Annotated in this window: 18 protein-coding genes and 1 pseudogene; 2 read left to right on the forward strand and 17 right to left on the reverse strand. The window is 73.5% G+C overall.

What is annotated here, in order from left to right:
* Positions 1 to 46: 46 nt before the first annotated feature.
* On the reverse strand, positions 47 to 1,933 hold the full coding sequence (malQ, locus tag ACWEPX_RS23270) for a 4-alpha-glucanotransferase (protein ID WP_451899405.1): 1,887 nt from the start codon (positions 1,931 to 1,933) through the stop codon (positions 47 to 49).
* Between the two features lie 74 nt (positions 1,934 to 2,007).
* Positions 2,008 to 2,175, reverse strand: a pseudogene (locus ACWEPX_RS23275) (sigma factor-like helix-turn-helix DNA-binding protein); the annotation flags it as partial.
* A 199-nt stretch (positions 2,176 to 2,374) separates the two neighbouring features.
* Here ACWEPX_RS23275 and ACWEPX_RS23280 point away from each other — a divergent pair.
* A complete protein-coding gene (locus ACWEPX_RS23280; RefSeq protein WP_451899329.1) occupies positions 2,375 to 3,313 on the forward strand; it encodes a 5'-3' exonuclease in 939 nt (312 codons plus the stop codon).
* On the opposite strand, the gene ACWEPX_RS23285 is transcribed toward ACWEPX_RS23280, so the two are convergent.
* The 10 genes from ACWEPX_RS23285 to pafA all read right to left on the reverse strand — a co-directional run bounded on the left by ACWEPX_RS23285 (position 3,310) and on the right by pafA (position 14,287).
* The gene (locus tag ACWEPX_RS23285) at positions 3,310 to 4,494 is read right to left on the reverse strand and encodes a GNAT family N-acetyltransferase (protein WP_451899330.1); all 1,185 of its coding nucleotides are present in this window, start codon (positions 4,492 to 4,494) and stop codon (positions 3,310 to 3,312) included. The two genes, ACWEPX_RS23280 and ACWEPX_RS23285, sit on opposite strands and share 4 nt — an antisense overlap.
* Before the next feature lie 3 nt (positions 4,495 to 4,497).
* Positions 4,498 to 5,142 carry a DUF4333 domain-containing protein gene (locus ACWEPX_RS23290; RefSeq protein WP_451899331.1) on the reverse strand — a complete coding sequence of 215 codons (645 nt, stop codon included), beginning with the start codon at positions 5,140 to 5,142 and terminating at the stop codon, positions 4,498 to 4,500.
* A 154-nt stretch (positions 5,143 to 5,296) separates the two neighbouring features.
* Positions 5,297 to 8,065, reverse strand: coding sequence for a DEAD/DEAH box helicase (locus ACWEPX_RS23295; RefSeq protein ID WP_451899332.1), 2,769 nt, complete (start codon positions 8,063 to 8,065; stop codon positions 5,297 to 5,299).
* A gap of 34 nt (positions 8,066 to 8,099) precedes the next feature.
* Positions 8,100 to 8,981, reverse strand: a complete 882-nt coding sequence (locus tag ACWEPX_RS23300; protein ID WP_451899333.1) for a diacylglycerol/lipid kinase family protein — start codon at positions 8,979 to 8,981, stop codon at positions 8,100 to 8,102.
* 49 nt (positions 8,982 to 9,030) lie between these two features.
* On the reverse strand, positions 9,031 to 9,894 hold the full coding sequence (tatC, locus tag ACWEPX_RS23305; protein WP_451899406.1) for a twin-arginine translocase subunit TatC: 864 nt from the start codon (positions 9,892 to 9,894) through the stop codon (positions 9,031 to 9,033).
* Positions 9,895 to 9,988: 94 nt separating this feature from the next.
* Complete coding sequence (gene tatA / locus ACWEPX_RS23310; protein ID WP_451899334.1) at positions 9,989 to 10,279, reverse strand: Sec-independent protein translocase subunit TatA; 291 nt, start codon at positions 10,277 to 10,279, stop codon at positions 9,989 to 9,991.
* The gene (locus tag ACWEPX_RS23315) at positions 10,276 to 10,521 is read right to left on the reverse strand and encodes a bacteriophage holin (protein ID WP_451899335.1); all 246 of its coding nucleotides are present in this window, start codon (positions 10,519 to 10,521) and stop codon (positions 10,276 to 10,278) included. The genes tatA and ACWEPX_RS23315 overlap by 4 nt, the downstream gene beginning before the upstream one ends.
* A 49-nt stretch (positions 10,522 to 10,570) precedes the next feature.
* Positions 10,571 to 11,536 carry a helix-turn-helix transcriptional regulator gene (locus ACWEPX_RS23320; protein WP_451899336.1) on the reverse strand — a complete coding sequence of 322 codons (966 nt, stop codon included), beginning with the start codon at positions 11,534 to 11,536 and terminating at the stop codon, positions 10,571 to 10,573.
* Positions 11,533 to 12,507 (reverse strand): helix-turn-helix transcriptional regulator, encoded by a 975-nt coding sequence (locus tag ACWEPX_RS23325; protein WP_451899337.1) that lies wholly within the window; start codon positions 12,505 to 12,507, stop codon positions 11,533 to 11,535. The genes ACWEPX_RS23320 and ACWEPX_RS23325 overlap by 4 nt, the downstream gene beginning before the upstream one ends.
* Positions 12,508 to 12,928: 421 nt before the next feature.
* Positions 12,929 to 14,287, reverse strand: a complete 1,359-nt coding sequence (gene pafA / locus ACWEPX_RS23330; RefSeq protein ID WP_451899338.1) for a Pup--protein ligase — start codon at positions 14,285 to 14,287, stop codon at positions 12,929 to 12,931.
* Positions 14,288 to 14,403: 116 nt separating this feature from the next.
* Between pafA and ACWEPX_RS23335 the strand changes: the two genes are divergently transcribed.
* Positions 14,404 to 15,900: a phosphatase PAP2 family protein gene (locus ACWEPX_RS23335; RefSeq protein WP_451899407.1), complete on the forward strand. Its 1,497-nt coding sequence runs from the start codon at positions 14,404 to 14,406 to the stop codon at positions 15,898 to 15,900.
* On the opposite strand, the gene ACWEPX_RS23340 is transcribed toward ACWEPX_RS23335, so the two are convergent.
* The 5 genes from ACWEPX_RS23340 to ACWEPX_RS23360 all read right to left on the reverse strand — a co-directional run bounded on the left by ACWEPX_RS23340 (position 15,881) and on the right by ACWEPX_RS23360 (position 22,185).
* Complete coding sequence (locus ACWEPX_RS23340; RefSeq protein WP_451899339.1) at positions 15,881 to 16,867, reverse strand: LysR family transcriptional regulator; 987 nt, start codon at positions 16,865 to 16,867, stop codon at positions 15,881 to 15,883. The two genes, ACWEPX_RS23335 and ACWEPX_RS23340, sit on opposite strands and share 20 nt — an antisense overlap.
* A gap of 174 nt (positions 16,868 to 17,041) precedes the next feature.
* Positions 17,042 to 20,074: a S8 family serine peptidase gene (locus ACWEPX_RS23345; RefSeq protein ID WP_451899340.1), complete on the reverse strand. Its 3,033-nt coding sequence runs from the start codon at positions 20,072 to 20,074 to the stop codon at positions 17,042 to 17,044.
* A 225-nt stretch (positions 20,075 to 20,299) separates the two neighbouring features.
* On the reverse strand, positions 20,300 to 21,073 hold the full coding sequence (gene prcA, locus ACWEPX_RS23350) for a proteasome subunit alpha (RefSeq protein WP_451899341.1): 774 nt from the start codon (positions 21,071 to 21,073) through the stop codon (positions 20,300 to 20,302).
* 37 nt (positions 21,074 to 21,110) lie between these two features.
* Positions 21,111 to 21,947 (reverse strand): proteasome subunit beta, encoded by an 837-nt coding sequence (gene prcB / locus ACWEPX_RS23355; protein ID WP_451899342.1) that lies wholly within the window; start codon positions 21,945 to 21,947, stop codon positions 21,111 to 21,113.
* A gap of 43 nt (positions 21,948 to 21,990) precedes the next feature.
* The gene (locus ACWEPX_RS23360) at positions 21,991 to 22,185 is read right to left on the reverse strand and encodes a ubiquitin-like protein Pup (RefSeq protein ID WP_189213856.1); all 195 of its coding nucleotides are present in this window, start codon (positions 22,183 to 22,185) and stop codon (positions 21,991 to 21,993) included.
* Positions 22,186 to 22,279 lie beyond the last annotated feature (94 nt).

Here is a 22,279-nt window from a genome sequence, read left to right on the forward strand (position 1 = left end):
CAGTCTGGTGAGCATAAAGCCCCTCCCCCACCCTGTACAGGGGTCGCTACCGAGCGGCGTCGCCCAGCAGGGCGGAGATCCGCTCGACCCGCGGGTCGGCCAGCAGCTCGGCGACGGTGGGGCGCAGGCGGATGCGCCAGTTCGGGTACTCGTCCACCGTGCCCGGCAGGTTGGGCTGGCGGGGGTCGCCGATGACGTCGGTCGGGGCGGCCAGGACGAGGTCGCACGGGGTGCGGGCGAGCAGCCGGTGCAGGGCGAAGAGGCGGTCGTCGTCCAGCAGGCCCTCGGCGGCGAGCAGGTCGAGCAGGTCGTCGCGCTCGTCGGCGGCCCGGCGCTCCTCGGCCGCGGGGTCGTCGAGCAGGCCGAGCTCGGCGCGCACGCGCACGTGCTCGCCGGAGAGGAACCCGGCCGCGGTCGGCAGGTCGTGGGTGGACAGCGTGGCGACCGCCCGCGCGGGCCAGCGCTGCGGCGGCAGCGGCTTGCCGTCGTCGTCGCGCTCGAACCAGGCCACCGCGCAGCCCAGCGCGCCGCGCTCGCGCAGTTCGGCGGAGATCTCCTCGGGCACGGTGCCCAGGTCCTCTCCGACGACGACCGCGCCCGCCCGGTGCGCCTCCAGGGCGAGCACGCCGAGCATGGCCGCGCCGTCGTAGCGCACGTAGGTGCCGCGGTCGGGCGACTCCCCCGGCGGGATCCACCACAGCCGCCACAGCCCGGCGACGTGGTCGACGCGGATGCCGTCGCCGTGGGCGAGCACGGCGCGGATCATGTCCCGGAACGCGGTGTAGCCGGTGGCGGCCAGCCGGTCCGGGCGCAGCGGCGGCAGCGCCCAGTCCTGGCCCCGGGGGCTGAAGGCGTCCGGCGGCGCGCCGACGGTGACGTCCGCGGCGAGCACGTCCTGCAGCGCCCAGGCGTCCGCCCCGCCGGGGTCGACGCCGACGGGCAGGTCGTGCAGCACGCCCACGGCCATCCGCTTCGCCGCGGCGTGGGCCGCGCCCAGCTGCGCCTGGCACTGCCGCTGCACCCAGACGTGGAAGGCGACCCGCTCGGCGAGCTCGCGGCGGGCGGCGGCGACCTGCGGGGAGTCGGGCCTGCGCAGGCCCGCGGGCCAGGTGCGCCAGTCGCCGCCGTGGCGCTCGGCCAGGGCGCAGAAGGTGGCGAACTCGCCGAGCGCGGCGTCCGGCTCGGGCACCTCGCGCGGGGCGAGCAGGGCCAGCGCGGCGGACTTGGCCCGCCACACGGCCGGGTAGTCGATCAGCTCGCCGCCGTCGTCGGGGCGCAGGGCGGCGACCGCGGCGCGGGTGTCGGCGTCGGCGGCGCGGAAGGCGTCGGTCTCGGTCACCGACAGCAGCAGCGGGTTGTGGAAGCGCCTGCTGGACGGGGAGTACGGCGAGCGCTCCACCGGCTCGGTCGGGGTGATCGCGCCGACCGGGCTGACCAGGATCGCGCCCGCGCCCTGGGCCGCGGTGCCCGCGGTGAAGGCGCGCAGGTCGGCGAAATCCCCGATGCCCCAGGAGTTCTCCGAGCGCAGCGCGTAGAGCTGCACCATCCAGCCCCACGCGCGCGGCACCGGAGCGAGGCGGGCGGGGGTGATCGCCAGCGGCGTCTCGACGCCGCCGCGGCGCAGCCGGTGCCAGCCCAGCGGCGCGTCCGGCGGGACGAGGCCGTCGACGGGCAGCACGCCGCCGTCCTCCAGCAGGATCTCGGCCGGTCCGAGGTGGACGGCCGCGCCCTGGGTGATCACCGTCGGCGCCGGGTCGGCGGGCACGCGGTCGAGACTGTCGCGGATCTCCGCGGCGCTGCCCGCCGCCACGCCCAGCTGGCCCAGGACGGCGACGACGACCTCGGGGTCGACGTCGTGCCACCGACCCGCGCCGTCCTCGTAGCCGACGGAGACGCCGTGGGCGGACGCGAGCGCGGCGAGGTCTTCGGTGATCACGCTGCCACGGTATAGCGGCTGGCCGGACCCGGCCGATCGCGCGCCCGCACCGAACGGGTGATCGGGGCCGATCAGGACCGGGACGCGAGGTGGGCGCGCAGGGCGGTCAGGGCCCGGTGCTGGGCGACGCGGACGGCCGCGGGAGTCGTGGCGAGGCGTTCGGCGACCTCTTCCGCGGAGAGGCCGTCGATCAGGCGCAGGCGCAGGACTTCGCGTTGCGCGGGGGGCAGCACGGCGAGCGCGGCCTGGACTTCCGGCCGGGGCTGGGGGATCGCGGGCCGCCTGTTGGAGGTCGGTCGGGGCTTCCGCACGGCGGGGAGACGGCACCCCCGCATCCCCATGACGGGGGATGCCGCGGAAACTTCCCACGTTGCTCAATTCGTTGCCCGGAGCCCGGTCGCGTGGACCTCGTCGGCCCCGTGTGGCAGGGTTCGCGGCGTGAGCGGACCCCTGGTGCTGTTGGATTCGGCGAGCCTGTACTTCCGGTCGTTCTACGCCGTCCCGGAATCGATGACCTCACCCGACGGGGTGCCGGTCAACGCGGTTCGCGGGTTCGCGGGGATGATCGCGCAGATCATCACGGAGCGGCAGCCGTCGCGGCTGGTGGCGTGCATGGACGCCGACTGGCGCCCGGCGTTCCGGGTCGCGGCGATCCCCAGCTACAAGGCCCAGCGGGTCGCCGACGAGGCGAACAACGTCGAAGAGGTGCCCGACGCCCTCACCCCGCAGGTGCCGATCATCGTCGACCTGCTCGCCGCGGCCGGGATCTGCATGGCCGAGTCCGCGGGCCACGAGGCCGACGACGTGATCGGCACGCTGGCCGCCCGGGAGAAGTCCGACCCGGTGGAGATCATCACCGGCGACCGCGACCTGTTCCAGTGCATCCGCGACGAGCCGACGCCGGTGCGCGTGGTGTACGTCGGCGCGGGCTGGCGCAAGAAGTCCGTCGTCGGACCGGCCGAGCTGGCCGAGAAGTACGGCCTGCCGCCGATCGGCTCGGCGTACGCGGACATGGCGGTCCTGCGCGGCGACCCGTCCGACGGCCTGCCCGGGATCACCGGCATCGGCGAGAAGACCGCCGCCCGGCTGATCACCAAGTTCGGCTCGCTGCAGGCGCTGGTCGACGCCGCGGGCGCGGGCTCGGCCGAGGTCCCGCTGCGGGTGCGCCAGGCGTTCGAGCACGAGGCGGAGTACCTGGCGAACGCGCCGCTGGTGGTGCGGGTCAACGAGGACGCGCTGATCACGTCGAGCTGCCCGGACGCCCTGCCCGGCGATGTGGACGTCGACCGCATGCGCGCCCTGCAGGAGCGCTGGGACCTCGGCACGGGGATCGACCGGCTGATCGAGGCCCTGCAGGGCGCGGGGAAGGCCGACTAGAAGTACGTCCCGCAGAACGCGGGCCGGTCCACGGCGAAGAGCCGGTCCAGCCGCCCGAGCGCGGCCGGGTCGGCCACCCGCACCCGGCCCGCGTCGGCCAGCGCCGACCACATCCACGCGCCGAAGTACAGCTTGGCCAGCACATCCACGTCGACCGACACCGCCGCGGCGCCCTCGGCCCGCTCGGCCTTGTCCGGGGTGACGCGGTAGCAGCCGTCATTGGCCGGGCGGAACGGGTCCACCACCTCGACCACCACCGGGTCTGCGTCGCCGTAGACCCGGGCGCCGAGCGCGGCGGGGACATCGACCAGCCGCACCCACAGGTCGTCGGTGACGTCCTCGATGGACACCGTGCGCGAGTCGACCACCGCCGCCGACAGCGCCTCGTCGGTGGGCCGCATGTGCGCGCGCACGCAGTGGACGAGATCGCTGCCGACCAGGAAGTCCCATAGCGCGTAGGCGACCGCGGGCGTCGCGGCGACGAGGTCCTCCACCTCCAGGGTGACGGGCTCGGTCTCGGTCTTGGCGTGCGTCGGCCGCCAGACCGCGAACCCGTCGTCGCCGTCCTCGCCGGTGTGCACGGCGACGACCAGGTTCTCCTCTAGCGCCCACGCCCGCTCGTACCGCATCCACCACTGGGCCGGGCGGCTCAGCCTCCCCGCCCGGCCGCGGATTCCGCGGTACAGCTCGGGCAGGCACGGGTCGCCCGGGTCGAGGATGCGCACCGAGCCGCCCCTGGGCACCTCCGGCCGCAGCCGCGCCCGCGTGGCCGCGACCCGGTGCGAGCGGGTGCCGACGCCGTAGCCGAAGCGGCCGTAGATGACCGGCTCCGAGGCGTGCAGCGCCGCGAAGACCTCACCGCGCGCGGCGAAGTCGTCCACCTGCTCGCGCATCAGCGCGCGCAGCACGCCGCGGCGGCGGTAGTCGGCGCGCACCCCGACCCGGGTCACCGCGGCCGTCGGCAGCACCGACCCGCCCGGCACGACGAGGTCGGACGACCACGCCAGCGCCGTGCCGACCATCCGGTCGCCGATGAACGCCCCGAGGGTGCGCCCCGGCTCGTAGGACGGGACGCTGAAGCGCTCCTGGCCTGCGGGCAGCGGCGGGTGGTGCAGCGTCCTGCGGAAGAGGGTGTGGGCGGCGGGCAGCTCCGCCTCGGCGAGCGGTCGAACCTCGGGCAAGGGTCAGTCCGGCAGGTTGGGGTTGGCGACCTCGTACTGGCCGTTGGACTCGTCGCGGACGGTGATGTCCACCTTGATGTCCTGGCCCGCGTACTTGACCGTGCAGGTGAAGCGGTGGTCCTTGGTGACCGGCTCGCCCTCGGGGCAGGTGACCGACTCGATCTTGCCGTCGTCGGCGCCGTAGTCGTTGACCAGCACCGTGCGCACGCCGTCCTGGACGGCGGCGTGGTCGAACACGCGCTTGGTGAACCAGCCCGGGGTGACGAAGCCGAGCACCAGCACCGCGCCGACCGCCAGCACCAGGATCGCCACGATGGCCCAGATCAGGCCGTTGGACTTCTTCTTCGGCGCGCTGCCCGGGTACGGCTGCTGCTGCTGTTGGCCGTAGCCGGGGTACTGCTGCTGCTCGCCGTACTGCTGCTGCTCGCCGTAGGGCTGGTAGCCGCCCGCCGGGTACTGCTGCGTCGGCGGGGGCTGGTGGCCGTAGCCGTACTGCGGCTGGCCCTGCTGCGGGTACCCCGGCTGCTGGGGGTAGCCCTGCGCCGGGAACCCGCCCGACGGCGGGCCGGGCACCTGGCCGCCGCCATAGGGCTGCCCCCACGGCTGCTGCGGGTCCTGTCCACCGGACGGCCCGTAAGGGCTGCTCATCGTTCGCCTCCGCCTGGTTGCTCGCGCGCGACGGCCCGGGTCTCCCGCCCAGACACACCTCGCGCGATCAAACCACAGCGACCCGCCGCAGCGCCCGGCGACCCGCGGATCGTTCCCCGGCCGTCACCAGGCACCGGTCACCAGGCCCGATCCGCTACGCCGACGCCAGCGCCACCACGCCGCGCCGGATCGACTTGACCGCGGCCGCTGCCGCCGCCCCGACCGGCTCGTGCTCGCCCACCACGTCGCGGATCTGGTCGAGCAGATCGATCACCTGGCGGCACCAGCGCACGAAGTCGCCTGCGGAGAGCTCCTGCCCGGCCGACTCCGCCGCGGTGATCACCTTCTCCAGCGACTCCCCGCGCACCCACCGGTAGACCGTCCAGGCGAACCCGGCGTCGGGCTCGCGGGTGCGGTCGAGGCGGTGGTGGCGCTCGTCGGACTCCAGCTCGGCCCACAGCCGGGCGGTCGCGGTCAGCGCGTCGGCCACCGCCCCGCCGGGCACCCTGGCCTCCATCGGGCCGTCCCAGCGGGCCTCGAACACCAGCGCGGAGACGACCGCGGCCAGCTCGGCGGGGCCCAGGCCGTCCCACACCCCGTGCCGCAGGCACTCGGCGGCCAGCAGGTCGGACTCGCTGTAGAGGCGGGCCAGCCGCTTGCCGTGCTCGGTGACCACCTGCTCCCCCGGCCGCTCGGGGTCGGCGGCGAGGTAGCCGCGCTGGGCCAGCAGCGCGCGGATGCGGTCGAACTGGCGGGCCAGCGAGTGCGTCGTGGCCGCCACCTTGCGCGCCACCTGGTCGGTCTCGGCCTGCAACCGGTGGTGGCGCTCGCTCCAGCGGGCGTGCGCCTCCCGGTCGGGGCAGCCGTGGCACGGGTGCGCCCGCAGCGCCCGGCGCAGCGACTGCAGCTCGGCGTCCTCGTCCGCCCCGCTGCGCCGCCTGCCCCGGCCCGGCGCCTCGATGCCCGTGGCCCGCAGCGAGGAGGCCAGGTCCCGGCGGGACTTGGGCGAGCGGATGTCGACCTGCTTGGGCAGGCGCACCCGGCCCAGCGGCTCGACCGGGGCCGGGAAGTCGGCCACCGACAGCCGCCCGGCCCACCGGTCCTCGGTCACCACCAGCGGCCGCGGCTCGCCCATCGGCTCCACCCCCGGGTCGATCACCACCGCCAGCCCCGAGCGCCTGCCCGCGGGCACCGCGATCACGTCGCCCTTGCGCAGCGACTCCAGCGACCGGGCCGTCTCCGCCCGCCGCGCGGCGGTGTTCTGCTTGGCCAGCAGCTTCTCCCGCTCGGCGATGCGCCGCCGCAGCTCGGCGTACTCGGCGAAGTCGCCGAGGTGGCAGGTCATCGACTCGGCGTAGCCCGCCAGCGCCTCGGTGTTGCGCTCCACGCGCCGGGCCAGGCCGACCACCGACCGGTCTGCCTGGAACTGGGCGAAGGACTGCTCCAGGATGTCGCGCGCCGCGCGCACCCCGAGCCGGTCGACGAGGTTGATCGCCATGTTGTAGCCGGGCCGGAACGACGAGCGCAGCGGGTAGGTGCGGGTCGAGGCGAGCCCGCCGACGGCCTTGGGGTCGACGCCGGGCTGCCACACCACGACGGCGTGGCCCTCCACGTCGATGCCGCGGCGCCCGGCGCGGCCGGTGAGCTGGGTGTACTCCCCCGGCGTCAGGTCGACGTGCGCCTCGCCGTTGTACTTGACCAGCCGCTCCAGCACGACCGTGCGCGCGGGCATGTTGATGCCCAGCGCCAGCGTCTCGGTGGCGAACACGGCCTTGACCAGGCCGCGCACGAACAGCTCCTCGACGGTCTCCTTGAACGCGGGCAGCAGCCCGGCGTGGTGCCCGGCGAAGCCGCGCTCCAGCGCCTCTCGCCACTCCCAGAACCCCAGCACCGACAGGTCGGCGTCGGGCAGGTCCTTCGTCCGCCGCTCCACGATCCTGCGGACCTCGGCCACCTCGTCCTCGCTGTTGAGGCGCAGCCCGGAGCGCACGCACTGGGTCACCGCGGCCTCGCAGCCCGCGCGGCTGAACACGAACACGATCGCCGGGAGCAGCCCCTCGGCGTCCAGCCGCCCGATGATGTCGATGCGCGACGGCGGCCGGAACCGCGACCGCGGCGACCGCTCCGGCCTGCCCCCGCGCTGGCGCGGCGACCGCCACGGCGCGTGCAGCCGCCCGACCTCCTCCACCCGGCGCAGCAGCTGCGGGTTGATCCGCGCGTCGGTCCCCGGCTCCCCGCCCGCGAAGAGGTCCAGCATCCGGTTGCCGACCATCATGTGCTGGAACAGCGGGACCGGCCGGTGCTCGTCGACGACCACCGCGGTGTCCCCGCGCACGGCCACCAGCCACTCGCCGAACTCCTCGGCGTTGCTGACCGTCGCCGACAGGCTCACCAGCGTGACCCACTCCGGCAGGTGCAGGATCACCTCCTCCCACACCGCGCCGCGGAAGCGGTCGGCGAGGTAGTGCACCTCGTCCATGACCACGTACCCGAGGCCGTGCAGCGCGGAGGACTCCGCGTAGAGCATGTTGCGCAGCACCTCGGTGGTCATGACCACGATGGGCGCGCTGCCGTTGATCGCGGTGTCGCCGGTGAGCAGGCCGACCGACTTGGGCCCGTAGCGGGCGGTCAGGTCGGCGAACTTCTGGTTCGACAGGGCCTTGATCGGCGTGGTGTAGAAGCACTTGCGGCCCTCGGTGAGGGCCAGGTGCACCGCGAACTCGCCGACCACGGTCTTGCCCGCGCCGGTGGGCGCGCACACCAGCACGCCGTGGCCGTCCTCCAGCGCGGCGCACGCCTCGTGCTGGAACGGGTCTAGCTCGAAGGCCAGCTCACCGGTGAAGTCGGTGAGCTTGGGGTGGCGGGCGCGGCGCCGGGACGCGGCGTACGCCTCTGCCGGGGAGGGGGATGCACCAGCGGACACCCCACCAGGCTTTCACACCTCACCGACGCCTGCTTCAGCCAATGACCGTCAACGCGCCGGGCACGCACTCCACGGTCACCGGCAGCGGGCGGATGCGCTCGCCGTCGGCGTAGGCGACCCAGCCGTTGTCCCCGCCGAGCGAGATCCGCCGCGCCCGCAGCGTGCGCACCGCGGGGTGGTCGACGTGCCTGCCGGTGCGCAGCCGGGGCAGGATGCGCAGCAGGTCGCGCCGCGAGGCCCGGCCGACCACGGTCACGTCGAGCAGGCCGTCGGCGGGGTCGGCGTCCGGGCAGACCGGGATGCCGCCGCCGTAGTAGCGGGTGTTGCCCACCGCGACCAGCACCGCGTCGGCCTCGACGCGGCCGCCGTCGGTGTCGGCGACCAGCTCCCGCGGCCGCAGCGCCGCCAGTTCGGCCAGGATCGCCAGGTCGTAGCGGCGGCGGCCGTGCGGCCAGCGCATCCGGTTGACCCGCTCGTTGACCGCGGAGTCGAACCCCGCGCACAGCACGGTCGCAAACCACGGGCCGCCGTCGACCCGGCCCAGGTCCAGCTTGCTGCTCGACCCCCGCTCCAAGGCCGCGACCAGCGCGTCGGCGGCCGCCAGCGGCTCGGTCGGCCCGCCGAGGGCGCGGACCAGGTCGTTGCCGGTGCCCGCCGGGACGACCGCGATGGCCACCTCGTGCTCGGCGCAGAACTGCACGCCCTGGTGGGCCGAGCCGTCCCCGCCGAGCACCACGACCAGGTCGAGACCGGCGTCGCGGGCGCGGCGCATCAGCGCGTGCGACTCCGCGACCGTTGCCGCCGAGACCACGGCCAGGTCATCGACGACCGCCCGCAGCTTCCCCGCCACCGCATCGGCCACCCGGCCAGCGACCCCGTGCCCGGACGCCGGGTGCACGGCCAACGCCACTCGCATGAGCCCTCCCTCCACCGGTCGGCAACCGAACCAGACCGGGGCGCAAGACTCAAGTGACGTCGTCGAGGTTGCGCGCGGGCTCCACCGGCTTGACCGCGAGGTCCAGGTCCGAGGGGCGGTCGAGGTCGGTCGTGGCGGCCGCGTCCTCCAGCGCCTCGCGCCTGGCCTTGCGCCGGTCGTGGACGCGCGCGATCTGCACCGCGACCTCGAAGAGCACGGTCATCGCCGCCGCCAGCACGATCATCGACACCGGGTCGGTGCCGGGCGTGGCGAACGCGGCGAAGATGAACAGGCCGAAGACGATGAACCGCCGCCACTTGCGCAGGTTGGCGTAGGGCAGCACGCCGACCCGGTTCAGCATCGTGATCAGCAGCGGCAGCAGGAAGCTCACGCCGAAGATCAGCAGCATGACCAGGACGAACGAGATGTAGTCCTGGGCGTTGAGCGCGGTGATGAACGCGGTGCCGCCGAAGCTGACCAGGACTTCCAGGCCCTCGGGGATGACGAAGAACGCCAGCCACGCGCCCGCGGCGAACAGCACCGACCCGATCAGCACGAACGACAGCGCCAGCCTGCGCTCGCGGGCGTAGAGGCCCGGGGTGATGAACGCCCACACCTGGTACAGCCAGCCGGGCGACATCACGACCATGCCGACGGCGATGCCCACCTTGAACTGGACCATGAACGCCTCGAACGGCTTGGTCTGGAAGAGCTGGCACTCCCCCGGCACCGGCTCGAAGCGCACGGTCGTCGGCAGCTCGCAGTAGGGCGCGAGCAGGATCTTGCTCAGCGACGGGACCGGGCCCATCGGCACCATGAACCAGATGAAGCCGAACACGCCCCCGATCAGGATGAAGAGGACCGCCAAACCCAGTCGGTGCCGCAGCTCGTAGAGGTGCTCGCGCAGCGACATCGTCCCGTCGGGGTTGTGCCGACGGCTGCGCAGCTTCCTCTGCTCCCGGCGCGCTGCCCGGCGGGACTGCTCTTGCACCACCGTCAGTGTCCGCTCAGCTGGCGTTCTTCTGCTGCTGGTCGACCTTGCGCTGGAGCTCGTCGAGCTCCTTCTGCAGCTGCTCGGCGGTCTTCTCCGGCTTCGCAGGCGCCAGCTGCTGCTGCGCCGGGGCCTCCGCCTTCGCCGGGGTGTCGTCGTCCTCGTCCTTGCGCATGCCCTTGGTCTCCGCCTTCAGGATGCGCATGGACTGCCCGAGCGACCTCGCCATCTGCGGCATCTTGCGCGCCCCGAAGAGCAGCACGATCACCACCGCGATGATGAGGATCTCCCACGGTCCCAGGTTCACGGCCGTCCTCCTGTCTCGCCTCGCTGAATCGATCCTACGCGCCGGACCGCCGATTTCCGATCTTCGATCGCCACGCGCAGCGCCGCCGTCCTGGCCCGCACCAGGCCCGACCGGTCGGCCAGGCCCGCCCGGGCCGCGTCGACCGCGGTCCGCGTCCGGCCGGCTCGGCGGAGTACCGAGATCGCGGCCACGGCGAGGCACACCAGTCCGACCGCGATCAGGGCGCTGAGCAGGAACGGCACGAGCCGAACTCTACCGGTGGTCGGATGACCTGGGAACCAACCCGGGGCGTCAGCCGAGCGAATCGATGCGCCGCACGGCGTCGGCCGCCCGCTCCCGCAGCGCCGCTGCCAGCGCCGACGGCTCCTCGACCCGCACATCGCCCCCTAGACCGAGAAGCATCCTGGTCATCCAGGATTCGTCGGCGTAGCGCATCACGACGCGCTGGCGGTTGCCCGGCAGCTCCTCGACCTCGTCCACCGGGTAGTACTCCGACACCCAGCGCGCGTCCTGCTCCAGCACCAGCCGCGCGGTGCGCTGGTTGGGCTCGGGCTGGAAGAACCCGGCGGTCAGGTCGGTCGGCTGGGCGTGCGGCGGCGGGACCGACGGCTCGTCGAGGACGGTCACGCCGTCGATGCGGTCGAGCCGGAACAGCCGCACCGCCTCGGCGCGCCTGCACCACGCCTCCAGGTAGCCCCGGCCCTCGACGATCATGAGCCGCATGGGGTCGACCACGCGCTCGGTCATCTCGTCCTTCGACGCGGTGTAGTAGGCCATCCGCAGCGCCCGCTTGTCCCGCAGCGCGGCCTGCACGGTCTCCCGCGTCTCCGCGGTCTCCGCGCCCTCCCGCACGCCGAGGCCGACGGCCACGCCCGCGGGCTCGGCCTGCCCCGCGGCGGCCTCGATCTTGGCCAGCGCCCGGCGGATGGCGTCGGCGTCGGCCACCCCCGGGGTGTCGACCAGGGCGCGCAGCGCGACCAGCAGCGCGGTCGCCTCGGCCCCGGTCAGCCGCAGCGGCCTGCGCATCCCGGCGTCGAAGGTGACGGTGACGGTGTCCTCGTCGAAGGAGATGTCGATGAGGTCGCCGGGCCCGTACCCGGGCAGCCCGCACATCCACAGCAGTTCGAGGTCCTTGCGCAGCTGCTTGGCGGTGACCCCGAAGTCGGCGGCGGCCTCATCGATGCGGATGCCGGGGCGGGCGATGAAGTACGGCACCAGCGCCAGCAGCCGGGGCAGCCGGTCCTGCGCCGCGGTCATCGGCCCTCCTCCGCGACGGCGAGCAGCCGCTCGCGCACCGACTTGCGCAGCACGTCGGGCGCGAGCACCACGACGTCGGGCCCGTACCCGGCCAGCCACTTGGCCGCCGAGTCCGGGTAGGCCAGGTCCAGCTCCACGACGTCCCCCTTCGCGCCGTCGATCTCCTGCGTGCCCACCACGGTCGCCCGCCTGCGCACCCCGGCCGCGCGGCCCTCGGCCACCCACAGCCGCACGGGCTGGCCGGGGCGCTGCTCGCTGTTGAACGAGGCGACGAACTCCATCAGGTTCACGCCGTCGGGCCTGCGCACCTGGCCGGGTTTGCCGACCTTGGCGACTTCGCCCACGATCCGGGAGAGCCGGAAGCAGCGCGGCGCGCCCCGGTCCCGGTCCTGGCCGACGACGTACCAGCGGCCCCGCCAGGAGACGACACCCCAGGGCTCCAGCGTCCTGGTCTGCACGTCGGCCCCGGAGGGCCTGCGGTAGTCGAAGGACACCGCCTGGTTGGCCCCGACGGCGGCCAGCAGCGGGGCGAAGGCGGGTTCGGTGGTGCGGACCTTCGGCTCGACGATGGCGTGCGGGGCCTGGTGGACGTCGACCCCGGCCGCCCGCAGCTTGAGCAGGGCGCCGTGGGCCGCGCCGGTCAGCTCCGGGGAGTCCCACAGCCGCACCGCCAGCGCGACCGCGGCGGCCTCGTCGGGCTCCAGGTCGATGTCGCCCAGCTCGTAGTCCCGCCGGGCGATGCGGTAGCCGTCGACGGTGTCGAACATCGAGTTGCGGCCGACCTCCAGCGGGATGCCCAGCTCCCGCAGCTCGGTCTTGTCCCGCTCGAAGGTCCGGAAGAAGGCTTCATCGGATGGCGCATCGGCGTACCCGGGCACGATCCCCCGGATCCGCTCCGCACTGAGGTACTGCCGCGTCGACAACAGACACAGCACGAGGTTCACCAAGCGCTCCGCGCGAGCAACGGACACCCGCGCACCCTAACGCGCCCCCCACCGGCCCCGACACCCAACTCACCGAACATACGTGCGAACGCCGTCCACTAGGCTGGTCGATTGCCCCCTCCCCCTCCCTTCCAGGCGTTTTGCCGCGTCCCACCACCGCGTCACCAACGTCGCCAACCGACCCCGCCACCTTTCCCACCTCACCGCAGTCCACCCCTCCCGCCTGACTACAGTCCACCCCTCCCCCATCACCGCAGACCACCTCCCCCGCCTCAATGCAGACCACCTCCCCCGCCTGACCAAAGACCATCTCCCCCGCTTGACCGCAGAAAGCCCATTATCTTGATAGTGAATAGGCAATAGTGAGATCCTGGGCGCAGCCGAGGGCGGGCAAAGCGAAGGCCCCGGCGCGTGCGTGCGCCGGGGCCCTGCGGGGTGCTTCAGCCGGTCAGAGGGAGGCGATCAGGCGCTCCACGCGCTCGTCGACCGCCCGGAACGGGTCCTTGCACAGGACCGTCCGCTGGGCCTGGTCGTTGAGCTTCAGGTGCACCCAGTCGACGGTGAAGTCGCGCCCGGCCTGCTGGGCCGCGGCGATGAAGTCCCCGCGCAGCTTGGCCCGGGTCGTCTGCGGCGGGGTGTCCTTGGCGGCCTCGATCTCGCCGTCGTCGGTGACCCTGGCGACCAGGTCCTTGCGCTGGAGCAGGTCGAAGATGCCCCGGCCGCGGCGGATGTCGTGGTAGGCCAGGTCGAGCTGGGCGATGCGCGGGCTGGACAGGTCCAGGTCGTGCTTGGCCCGGTAGCGCTCCACCAGCCGGTGCTTGATGGCCCAGTCGATCTCCCGGTCGATGCGGGTCAGGTCCTGGGCCTCGACCGCGTCGAGCACCCGGCCCCACAGCTCGACCACCCGGTTGGCCAGCGGGTCCGGCGAGCGCCGGGCCACGTGCTCGACGGCCTTGGCGTAGTACTCCCGCTGGATGTCCAGCGCCGACGCCTCGCGCCCGCCCGCCAGGCGCACCAGGCGGCGGCCGGTCAGGTCGTGGCTGATCTCGCGGATGGCCCGGATGGGGTTGTCGAGGCTGAAGTCGCGGAACTGGACGCCCTCCTCGATCATCTCCAGCACCAGGTTGGCCGTGCCGACCTTGAGCAGCGTCGTGGGCTCGGCCATGTTCGAGTCGCCGACGATCACGTGCAGGCGGCGGTAGCGCTCGGCGTCGGCGTGCGGCTCGTCGCGGGTGTTGATGATCGGCCGGGAGCGGGTCGTGGCGCTGGAGACGCCCTCCCAGATGTGCTCGGCGCGCTGGGACAGGCAGTAGACCGCCCCGCGCGGGGTCTGCAGGACCTTGCCCGCCCCGCAGATGAGCTGGCGGGTGACCAGGAACGGCAGCAGCACGTCGGCGATCCTGGAGAACTCCCCGGCCCGCGTGACCAGGAAGTTCTCGTGGCAGCCGTAGGAGTTGCCCGCCGAGTCGGTGTTGTTCTTGAACAGGTAGATGTCCCCGCCGATGCCCTCGTCGGCCAGCCGCCGCTCGGCGTCGACGAGCAGGTCCTCCAGGATCCGCTCGCCCGCCTTGTCGTGCGTCACCAGCTGCACGAGGTCGTCGCACTCGGCCGTGGCGTACTCCGGGTGCGAGCCCACGTCGAGGTAGAGCCGCGAGCCGTTGCGCAGGAACACGTTGGAGGAGCGCCCCCACGACACCACCCGCCGGAACAGGTAGCGCGCGACCTCGTCCGGGCTCAGCCTGCGCTGACCGTGGAACGTACAGGTCACGCCGAATTCGGTCTCAATCCCGAAGATCCGCCGCTGCATCCCCTAAGCCTAGGTGCTGGGACCGTCCAAAGCCGTGCGCCGTTCGGGTCGGCGCGTGTTGCGCTTGCGGACCCATTCGGCAACGATCCCGCTCTTCATGTTCAATCGCGACCGTGATGAGACACGTGCGGCGCTCGGCGCGCCAGGTCAACCGCGTCGACCGCGACCTGGTCATCCGCTCCGCGCAGCTGCCCCCGACCCCGGTCGACGCCGGGTTGGCGTCGCTGTCGCGGGCGGCGAACAAGAGCGCCCTGTGGTTCGCGTTCGCCGCCGTCCTCGCCGCCAGGAAGGGCCGGACCAGGCGGGCGGCGCTGCGCGGGATCGGGGCGATCGCCGTCGCCAGCGCCTCGGCCAACCTGGTCGGCAAGAACCTGTTCCCGCGCAGGCGCCCCGCCGCCGAGCTGCTGCCGGTCTACCGGCGGCTGAGCCAGCGGCCGACGAGCTCGTCCTTCCCATCCGGACACGCCGCGTCGGCGGCGGCGTTCACCACGGCGCTGGCGCTGGAGCACAAGGGACTGGGCAAGCTGGTCGCCCCGCTGGCGGGCGCGGTCGCCTACTCCCGCGTCCACACCGGCGTGCACTGGCCGACCGATGTGGTGGCGGGCGCGGCGATCGGCGTCGGCGCGGCGTACGCGACGCTGCACTGGTGGCCGCTGGGCCCCGACCGGCCCGCCCAGACCGCCCACGCCGCCGACGTGCCAGCCCTGGAGCAGGGCGACGGGCTGTTGGTGCTGGTCAACCCCAACGCGGGCATCGCGGGCGAGGACGCGACCGACGTGGTCAAGCACCGCTGGCCGCGGGCCACCGTGGTGCACCCGCAGCCGGGCGTCGACCTCGTGGAGCAGCTCTCCGCCGAGCTGGCGAGCAGCCCGGCGGACATCCGGGCGGTCGGCGTCGCGGGCGGGGACGGCTCGGTCGCCGCGGTGGCCGCGGTGGCCGCGGAGTTCCGGCTCCCCCTGGTCGTGGTGCCCGCGGGCACGCTCAACCACTTCGCCAGGGACATCGGCGTGGCCGACATCGACGCCGCCGCGGACGCGGTCGCCGCCGGTGAGGGCGTCGTGGTGGACCTGGCCGGGGTCGACATCGGCAGCGACCGGCACCGCTGGTTCGTCAACACCGCCAGCCTGGGCGGCTACCCGGAGATGGTGCGGCTGCGCGAGCGGCTGGAGGGCCGGGGCTGGCCCAAGTGGCCCGCCGCCGCGGTCGCCCTGCACCGGACCCTGCGCCGGGCCCAGCCGATCCGGCTGTCCCTCAACGGCCGCTCGCACCTGGTGTGGTGGGTCTTCGTCGGCAACGGCACCTACTCCCCCAAGGGCTTCGTGCCCACCCACCGCCCGGTGCTGGACTCCGGCCTGCTCGACGTGCGCTACCTGCGGGCCGACGTGCCGTACTCGCGGCTGCGGTTCGTCCTGGCAACGCTGACCCGGACCCTGCACACCAGCCACGTGTACCGCCAGCGGGACTCCGCCGAGCTGGAGGTGGTGCTGCTGGACGGGGTCGAGCGCCGGGTGGCCACCGACGGCGAGGTCGGCCCGCTGGGCAGCCGCTTCGTCTTCCGGTCCCGCCCGCGCGCCCTGTCGATCTACCGGCCCGCTAGCGGCCGGGAGGGCTGACCTCGGGCTGCACCGGGCTGTTCTTGTGCTCGGCCCACCAGGCGGCGAAGAGCGGGTTGGTGTCGGTGAGCTGGTCGTAGGCGTCCAGCAGCGACTTGGGCGCCTCCTTGGCCGCGTCGGCGAGGTTGCTGTCCTCGTGCCAGACCAGCACGATCTCCTGGAGCATCGGGGTGCCGACCAGGTTGCGGATGACCAGGCCGTTGCCCTCCCTGGCGACCGGCTTGGCCAGGGTGACCGCGCCCGCCTGGACCAGCGCCCGGGTGGTGGTCGAGTCCGACATCTGGTGGCGGATGCGCGGGGTGAAGCCGCGCGCGGCGCAGGCCCGCACGAAGGCGAGCTGCTCGGTGCCCTCGGCGACCGGCGGCATCACCCAGTTCTCGTCGGCCAGCTCGGCCAGGTCGATGTCGCCGCGGTCGGCCAGCGGGTGGTTCTCGGCGAGCGCGACGAACAGCGGGGCGCGCAGCATCACCCGGGCGTGCACGTGCGCGGGCAGCGGTGTGCGGAAGCCGGGGTTCTCCTCCAGCACGGCGAAGTCGAGCTTGCGGTCGACGACCTTGCGCAGCACCTCGGTCGGCTGGGTCTCGATCTCGATGGCCGCCTCCGCCCCGCCGAGCCGGTCGGCGATCGCGGTGGCGAACAGCGGCACGATCAGCCCCGGCGGCCCGCCCACCCGCACCACCCCGGTCGCGGTGGTGCTCTGCGTGCGCTGCTTGATGCCCGCCATCAGGTCGTCCACCTCGCCGAGCAGCAGGCGGGCGGTCGTCAGCACGTAGCTGCCCAGGTCGGTGGGCACGACCCCGGTCCCGGTCCGGGCGAACAGCAGCCCGCCGACGCGCCGCTCCAACCGCTGCAACTGGGCGGTCAGCGCCGGTTGGGACACCCCGAGCTGCACCGCGGCCTTCGACAGACTGCCCGCGTCCGCGACCGCGCAGATGACCCGGAGATGGCGCAGCTCAAGCTCATTCACACGAGTGTTATGCCCCCTGCGGCGGGGTTATGCAAATCTCGGCCGGGGTTTTGGGAACAGCGCCACATTTCGCCCCCGCGGCGTGTCGAAACGGCTCCGGGGGCGTCGCGGTGGCGACGCCCCCGGATGCGGGGTGGTGACCGCGACGCGGGCGGGCGCCCGCGCCGCGGCGGCCTAGGACACCACGACCAGGGCGGTGTCGTCGACGGCGAAGGTGGTCTGCCGGGAGCTGTCCTCCACGCCCACCCACACCAGGGTCACCGGGCCGCCGTCGTAGGCGCCCAGGTCGACGGTCTTCTGCACGTACCCGCCGCCCGCGTCGAGGTTGGACGCGACCAGCCGGGTCTCCCGCAGGACCCCGCCCGTGTAGATCTGCAGGGACAGGGTGTCGTACTGCCCCGTGGTGGTCTGCTCGGCGGTGTCGGTGCGCACCCAGAAGGTCAAGGTCGCGCGGACCGCGTCCGGCACCTGGACCTGCTGCTGGAGCTTCTCGGTGCCGCGCCTTCCGGTGCCTGCCAGGTGCGCCCACCACGAGCCGGTGCGCGCCGGGCGCACCGTGCTGCTGGTGATCACCGAGGTGGTCCCGGCCCAGCCCGTCGCGCCCGCCTCGAACCCGGGGTTCACCAGGACCTGCCGGGCCTGCACGACCCGCCAGGCGATGGTGGTCGTGGCCGAGCCGCCGCGCCCGTCGGTGACGGTGACGCGGGCGACCGGGGCGCCCCGGGTGGTCGGGGTGCCGGTGACCAGGCCCGTCGCCGCGTTGATGGCCAGCCCGGCGGGCAGGCCGGACGCGGTGAAGGTGAGCGCGTCCCCGTCGGGGTCGGTCGCCTGGATCGGCAGGCTGACCGGGACCCCGACCTCGGCCTGCTGCGCGCCCGGGTCGGTCAGCACCGGGTTGGCGTTGCCCGCCGGGGCGAGGGGGCCGTCCACGACCAGGGCGAAGGGCTGCGGGCCGCGCGGGACGTTGTAGCCGCGCACCCGGACGGTCCACTCGCCCTCGGCCGGGTTCTGCACGTAGACGTTCTCGACGTTGTTGCGCCGGTCGGGCGCGGCGCCGGTGGTGGACCAGCCGCCCGCGAACTGGTTGCCGCGGTAGACCACCCCCTGCGGCGAGACGACCTCCAGGTCCAGGTCGTTGACCAGGGTGACGGCCGCGTAGGTGGCGGCCTCCGCGTCGCTGTAGGCCAGGGTGATCTTCAGCGGCGCGCCCGGCAGGACCTGCTGGCGGAACTCGGCGACCCCGCCGGTGGCCAGGCCCGCGCCCTCGTCGACGACCCGGGCGCGGCCCGCGGTCGCCTTGTCGAGGTTGACCAGGCCCCAGCCCTCGTGGGCGTTGGGGATCGGGAAGTCGTTGTCGTTGGCGCCGTCGCCGTTCTCGTCCAGCAGGTCCGTCGCGCTGTTGATGAGGGTGCCCTTCACCAGCGCGGCGGACGCGGCGATGCCGTGGTGCTTCTGGTAGTAGTCGCGCACCACCGCGGCGCCGCCCGCGACCAGCGGGTTCGACATCGACGTGCCGCTGAAGTACTTGTAGTCGTCGTTCAGCGGGAAGCCGTAGCCGTCGTGCTGGGGCGTGCCGGTCTTGGGGTTGACCGCGCCGTCGTACTGCTGCTGGTACTTGTCCGAGTAGCCGGACAAGATCCACGACCCGGGCGCGACGACGTCGGGCTTGATCCGGCCGTCGTCGGTCGGGCCGCGGCTGGAGAACGCGGCGATCTGCTCGGGGTTGCCGGTCTGGCGGTCGGACCGCACCGGGTTGGCCGGGTAGTCCGGCGACCACCAGTCACCCCAGGTGGGGATGACGTTCGCCCCGCCTGCCTGCTGGCAGGACCGGTTGCCCATGGTGGCCCGCTCCGCGGCCGACTGCGCCTGGTAGGTCAGGTTCGGGTCGCAGGGCGAGACCGCCTTGCCGTTCTCCGACGCCCCGACGGTGAGCACGTTCTTCGCGGTGGCGGGCGCGCCCATCGAGTCGTTGTCGACGACCCCGTCGGCGTTGGCGTCCACCCCGGCGTTGCCCGCCGAGAAGGTGATCAGCATGTCGCGGTGCTGGTTGACGAACTGGTCGGCGTGGCGGGAGTCCGGGGTGTAGGCGCCCGCCGCGTCCGAGCCCCACGAGTTCGCGTGGATGCGCGCGCCCTCGTCGTAGGCCTGCTGGAACAGCAGCCCGAGTTCCTCCGGGATGCCGAGCAGGTAGTAGCCGTCGGGGTAGCTCGCCGCGCACCCGCCGTACATGTCGACGTAGTCCTCGACCGCCTGGAAGACCAGGCGGGCGGAGTGCGCGGCGGCCTTGCCCCGGCCGTCGGCCATGCCGTCGCCGACCGCCGAGACGGCCACGTGGGTGCCGTGGCCGCTGTCCACGTCCTGCGCGCCGTCGGGCTGGACGTCGGCGCAGTTCGCGATGTCCGCGCCCGCCCAGGGGTGGATGGCCTGGATGCGGGTGGCGGGGATGTCCGGGTGCGCGGTGGCGGTCGTGCCGCCGCCCAGCCCGGTGTCGGCGACCGCGACGGTCTGGGTGGAGCCGTCGTAGCCGCGCGAGTACGCCTGCTCGCCGCGCATGATGGTGCCCGCGGCGTGCTCGTTGTGCTTCTCGTGGATGCGGAAGCGGTCGAGGACGGCGACGTCCTCGATCCCCGCCACGCTCGTGGCCTGGGCGGGGGTGGCGGCCAGCAGCAGCGAGCCGCCGCCGGTGCGGCTGACCACGGCGCCGGTCGCCGCGGCCGCCGCGGAGACGGCGGCGAGGTCGGCGTCGTGCTCGGCGCGCACCCGGTAGATGGCGGGCTTGCCCGCGGAGATCCCCGCCCGCGCGTCGGCGGTGACCTTCCACTCGGCCCGGTAGCGGCCGACCCAGCGCACGCCGGGCAGCCCCTCGGCCCGCCGCGCCTGGCCCGGGTTCATCCGGACCTTGAAGGCGAAGTCGGGGACGTAGTCGACGATGCCGGCGCCGAGGCGGGCGAGCCCGGCGGTCCAGTCGTCGCGGACGGGGCCCGCGAACTGGACGAGGTAGGACCCGCGCTCGGCACCCGCGAGCGCGGGGACCCGGCCCGCAGGCAGCCTGCTGGGCAGGAATTCCCCGCTGACCAGCCGGATCGGCGCCTCGGGCAGGTCCGGCTCCGCGGGCTGGCCCGCGGCGGTGCCGTGGGCCGCGAGCGCGGCGACCAGGGCGGGGATGACGGCGAGCGCGGCGAGGCGTCTCGACCGGGAACGCGGCATGTGGCTTCCTCGGGTTGCAGGGTGCTCCGGACACCCGATATCTCACCCGATCGAGCTAATCCGTCGGGGCACTATGACCCGATCACCCTGTGACACTCCCATCCCGAATGCCCATAACATGCACGTGACCTGCGGTTTTGCTGACCGTGTTGATCGAGTTGCAACCTGGCCGCACACGAAAGCGGGGCCACCCGTTCAGGTGGCCCCGCGATCGTCGCCGGGTGGTTACTCGTCGGTGGTCGGGGGCAGTTCCACGTCCTCGACCGGCTTGGCGGGGGATTCCGCGGGCGTCTCGGTGCGGGCCTCCGGGGGCAGCAGGGCCGTCAGGGCCGCGCCGGTGATGCGGCGGAAGGCGCGGGTCGGGCGGTTGCGGTCCAAAACCGCGACCTCCAGCTTGTCCGGCGACGGCGGGGTGTTGGCGCCGTTGGCCCCGCCCGCGGCGAAGGCCTTGATGGCCACCCCGACCGCGTCGGCCAGGGTGATGCCCTCGGTGAAGGTCTCCTTGAGCGACGCGGCGATCGGGTCGGTCTGCCCGCCCATCACCAGGAACTGGGGCTCGTCGACGATCGAGCCGTCGTAGGTGAGCCGGTAGAGCTGGTCCTGGGCCGCGGTGGCGCCCACCTCGGCCACGCACAGCTCCACCTCCAGCGGCTTGACCTGCTCGGTGAAGATCGTGCCGAGGGTCTGGGCGTAGACGTTGGCCAGCTGGCGGGCCGAGACGTCGCGGCGGTCGTAGGAGTAGCCCCACAGGTCCACGTGCCGGATGCCGCCGCGGCGCAGGCTCTCGTACTCGCTGTAGCGGCCCGCGGCGGCGAACCCGATGCGGTCGTAGATCTCGGAGACCTTGTGCAGCGTGGCCGACGGGTTCTCGGCCACGAACAGGACACCGTCGGCGTACTTGAGCGCGACGACACTGCGGCCCCGGGCGATGCCCTTGCGGGCGTACTCCGAGCGGTCGCGCATCAGCTGCTCGGGGGAGGCGTACAGCGGCAACGTCACGACAATGGGCTCCTTGGGTCGGGTGGGGTGGGGAACGTCAGCCGCGCGGGCGCGCCGACCGCTCGGTCACCACGGCCTGGGCGACGGCGGCGGTCTCCTCCTCGGACAGCCGGATCGCGCCCTGCTCCGCGGTGATCGTCACGATGCTGGGGTAGATCCGCCTGGCCAGGTCCGGCCCGCCGGTCGCCGAGTCGTCGTCGGCGGCGTCGTAGAGGGCCTCGACGGCGATGCGCACGGCCTGCTCGCGGTCGCTGTCGGGGTCGTAGAGCTTCTTCAGCGCGGACTTGGCGAAGTTGGAGCCCGAGCCCACCGCGTGGAAGCCCGCGCGCTCCTCGTAGCGCCCGCCCACCACGTCGAAGGAGACGATGCGGCCCGCCCTGGCCGGGTCGGGCGCGGCGAGGTCGTAGCCGACGAACAGCGGCACCACGGCCAGCCCCTGCAGCGCGGCGCCGAGGTTGCCGCGGACCATCGTGGCCAGCTTGTTGGTCTTGCCGTCCAGCGACAGCGACGTGCCCTCGATCTTCTCGTAGTGCTGGAGCTCGACGGCGTAGAGGCGGACCATCTCCACCGCCAGCCCCGCGGTGCCCGCGATGCCCACCGACGAGTAGTCGTCGGTGATGAACACCTTCTCCATGTCCCGCTGCGCGATCAGGTTGCCCGCGGTGGCCCGGCGGTCACCGGCGATGAGGACGCCGCCGGAGAAGGCGACGGCCACGATCGTGGTGCCGTGGGTCAGCTCGGCCGGGGCGGCCCCGCCGGGCGGGCGGGCGCCCGGCAGCAGGTCCGGGGCCTGGGCGCGGAGGAAGTCGGTGAACGACGACGTGCCCGTCGTGAGGTAGGCGGCGGGCAGCCCACGGGAAGAGGTGTGATCCATGCCTGCTTTCGTTTCCGGTTCGCGGGGGCGGGGGCGGTGCGGCCTACTGGCCGCCCTTCTGGACGTAGGCGCGGACGAAGTCCTCCGCGTTCTCCTCCAGGACGTCGTCGATCTCGTCCAGGATCGCGTCGGTGTCGTCGCTGAGCTTCTCCCGGCGCTCCTGACCGGCGGCGGTGGTGTCGTCGACACCCTCGTCGCCGTCGCCGCCGCCCTGGCGCTGCTTCTGCTCCTGGGACATCTCGCCTCCCGGTGGTCTGGCCTATACCGAACAGTACCGAGCGGGACCGACTTTCGTCGCGGTCCCCGCCGGGACCGAGATCGAAATTCGCCCT

Source organism: Actinokineospora sp. NPDC004072 (assembly GCF_053604195.1).

Bases quoted from the DNA above. Each gene is read 5' to 3' on its own strand.
- ACWEPX_RS23290 (WP_451899331.1), bottom strand. From the start codon at position 5,142: ATGAGCAGCCCTTACGGGCCGTCCGGTGGACAGGACCCGCAGCAGCCG.
- ACWEPX_RS23300 (WP_451899333.1), bottom strand. From the start codon at position 8,981: ATGCGAGTGGCGTTGGCCGTGCACCCGGCGTCCGGGCACGGGGTCGCT.
- tatC (WP_451899406.1), bottom strand. From the start codon at position 9,894: ATGTCGCTGCGCGAGCACCTCTACGAGCTGCGGCACCGACTGGGTTTG.
- ACWEPX_RS23320 (WP_451899336.1), bottom strand. From the start codon at position 11,536: ATGACCGCGGCGCAGGACCGGCTGCCCCGGCTGCTGGCGCTGGTGCCG.
- pafA (WP_451899338.1), bottom strand. From the start codon at position 14,287: ATGCAGCGGCGGATCTTCGGGATTGAGACCGAATTCGGCGTGACCTGT.
- ACWEPX_RS23335 (WP_451899407.1), top strand. From the start codon at position 14,404: ATGAGACACGTGCGGCGCTCGGCGCGCCAGGTCAACCGCGTCGACCGC.
- ACWEPX_RS23345 (WP_451899340.1), bottom strand. From the start codon at position 20,074: ATGCCGCGTTCCCGGTCGAGACGCCTCGCCGCGCTCGCCGTCATCCCC.
- prcB (WP_451899342.1), bottom strand. From the start codon at position 21,947: ATGGATCACACCTCTTCCCGTGGGCTGCCCGCCGCCTACCTCACGACG.
- ACWEPX_RS23360 (WP_189213856.1), bottom strand. From the start codon at position 22,185: ATGTCCCAGGAGCAGAAGCAGCGCCAGGGCGGCGGCGACGGCGACGAG.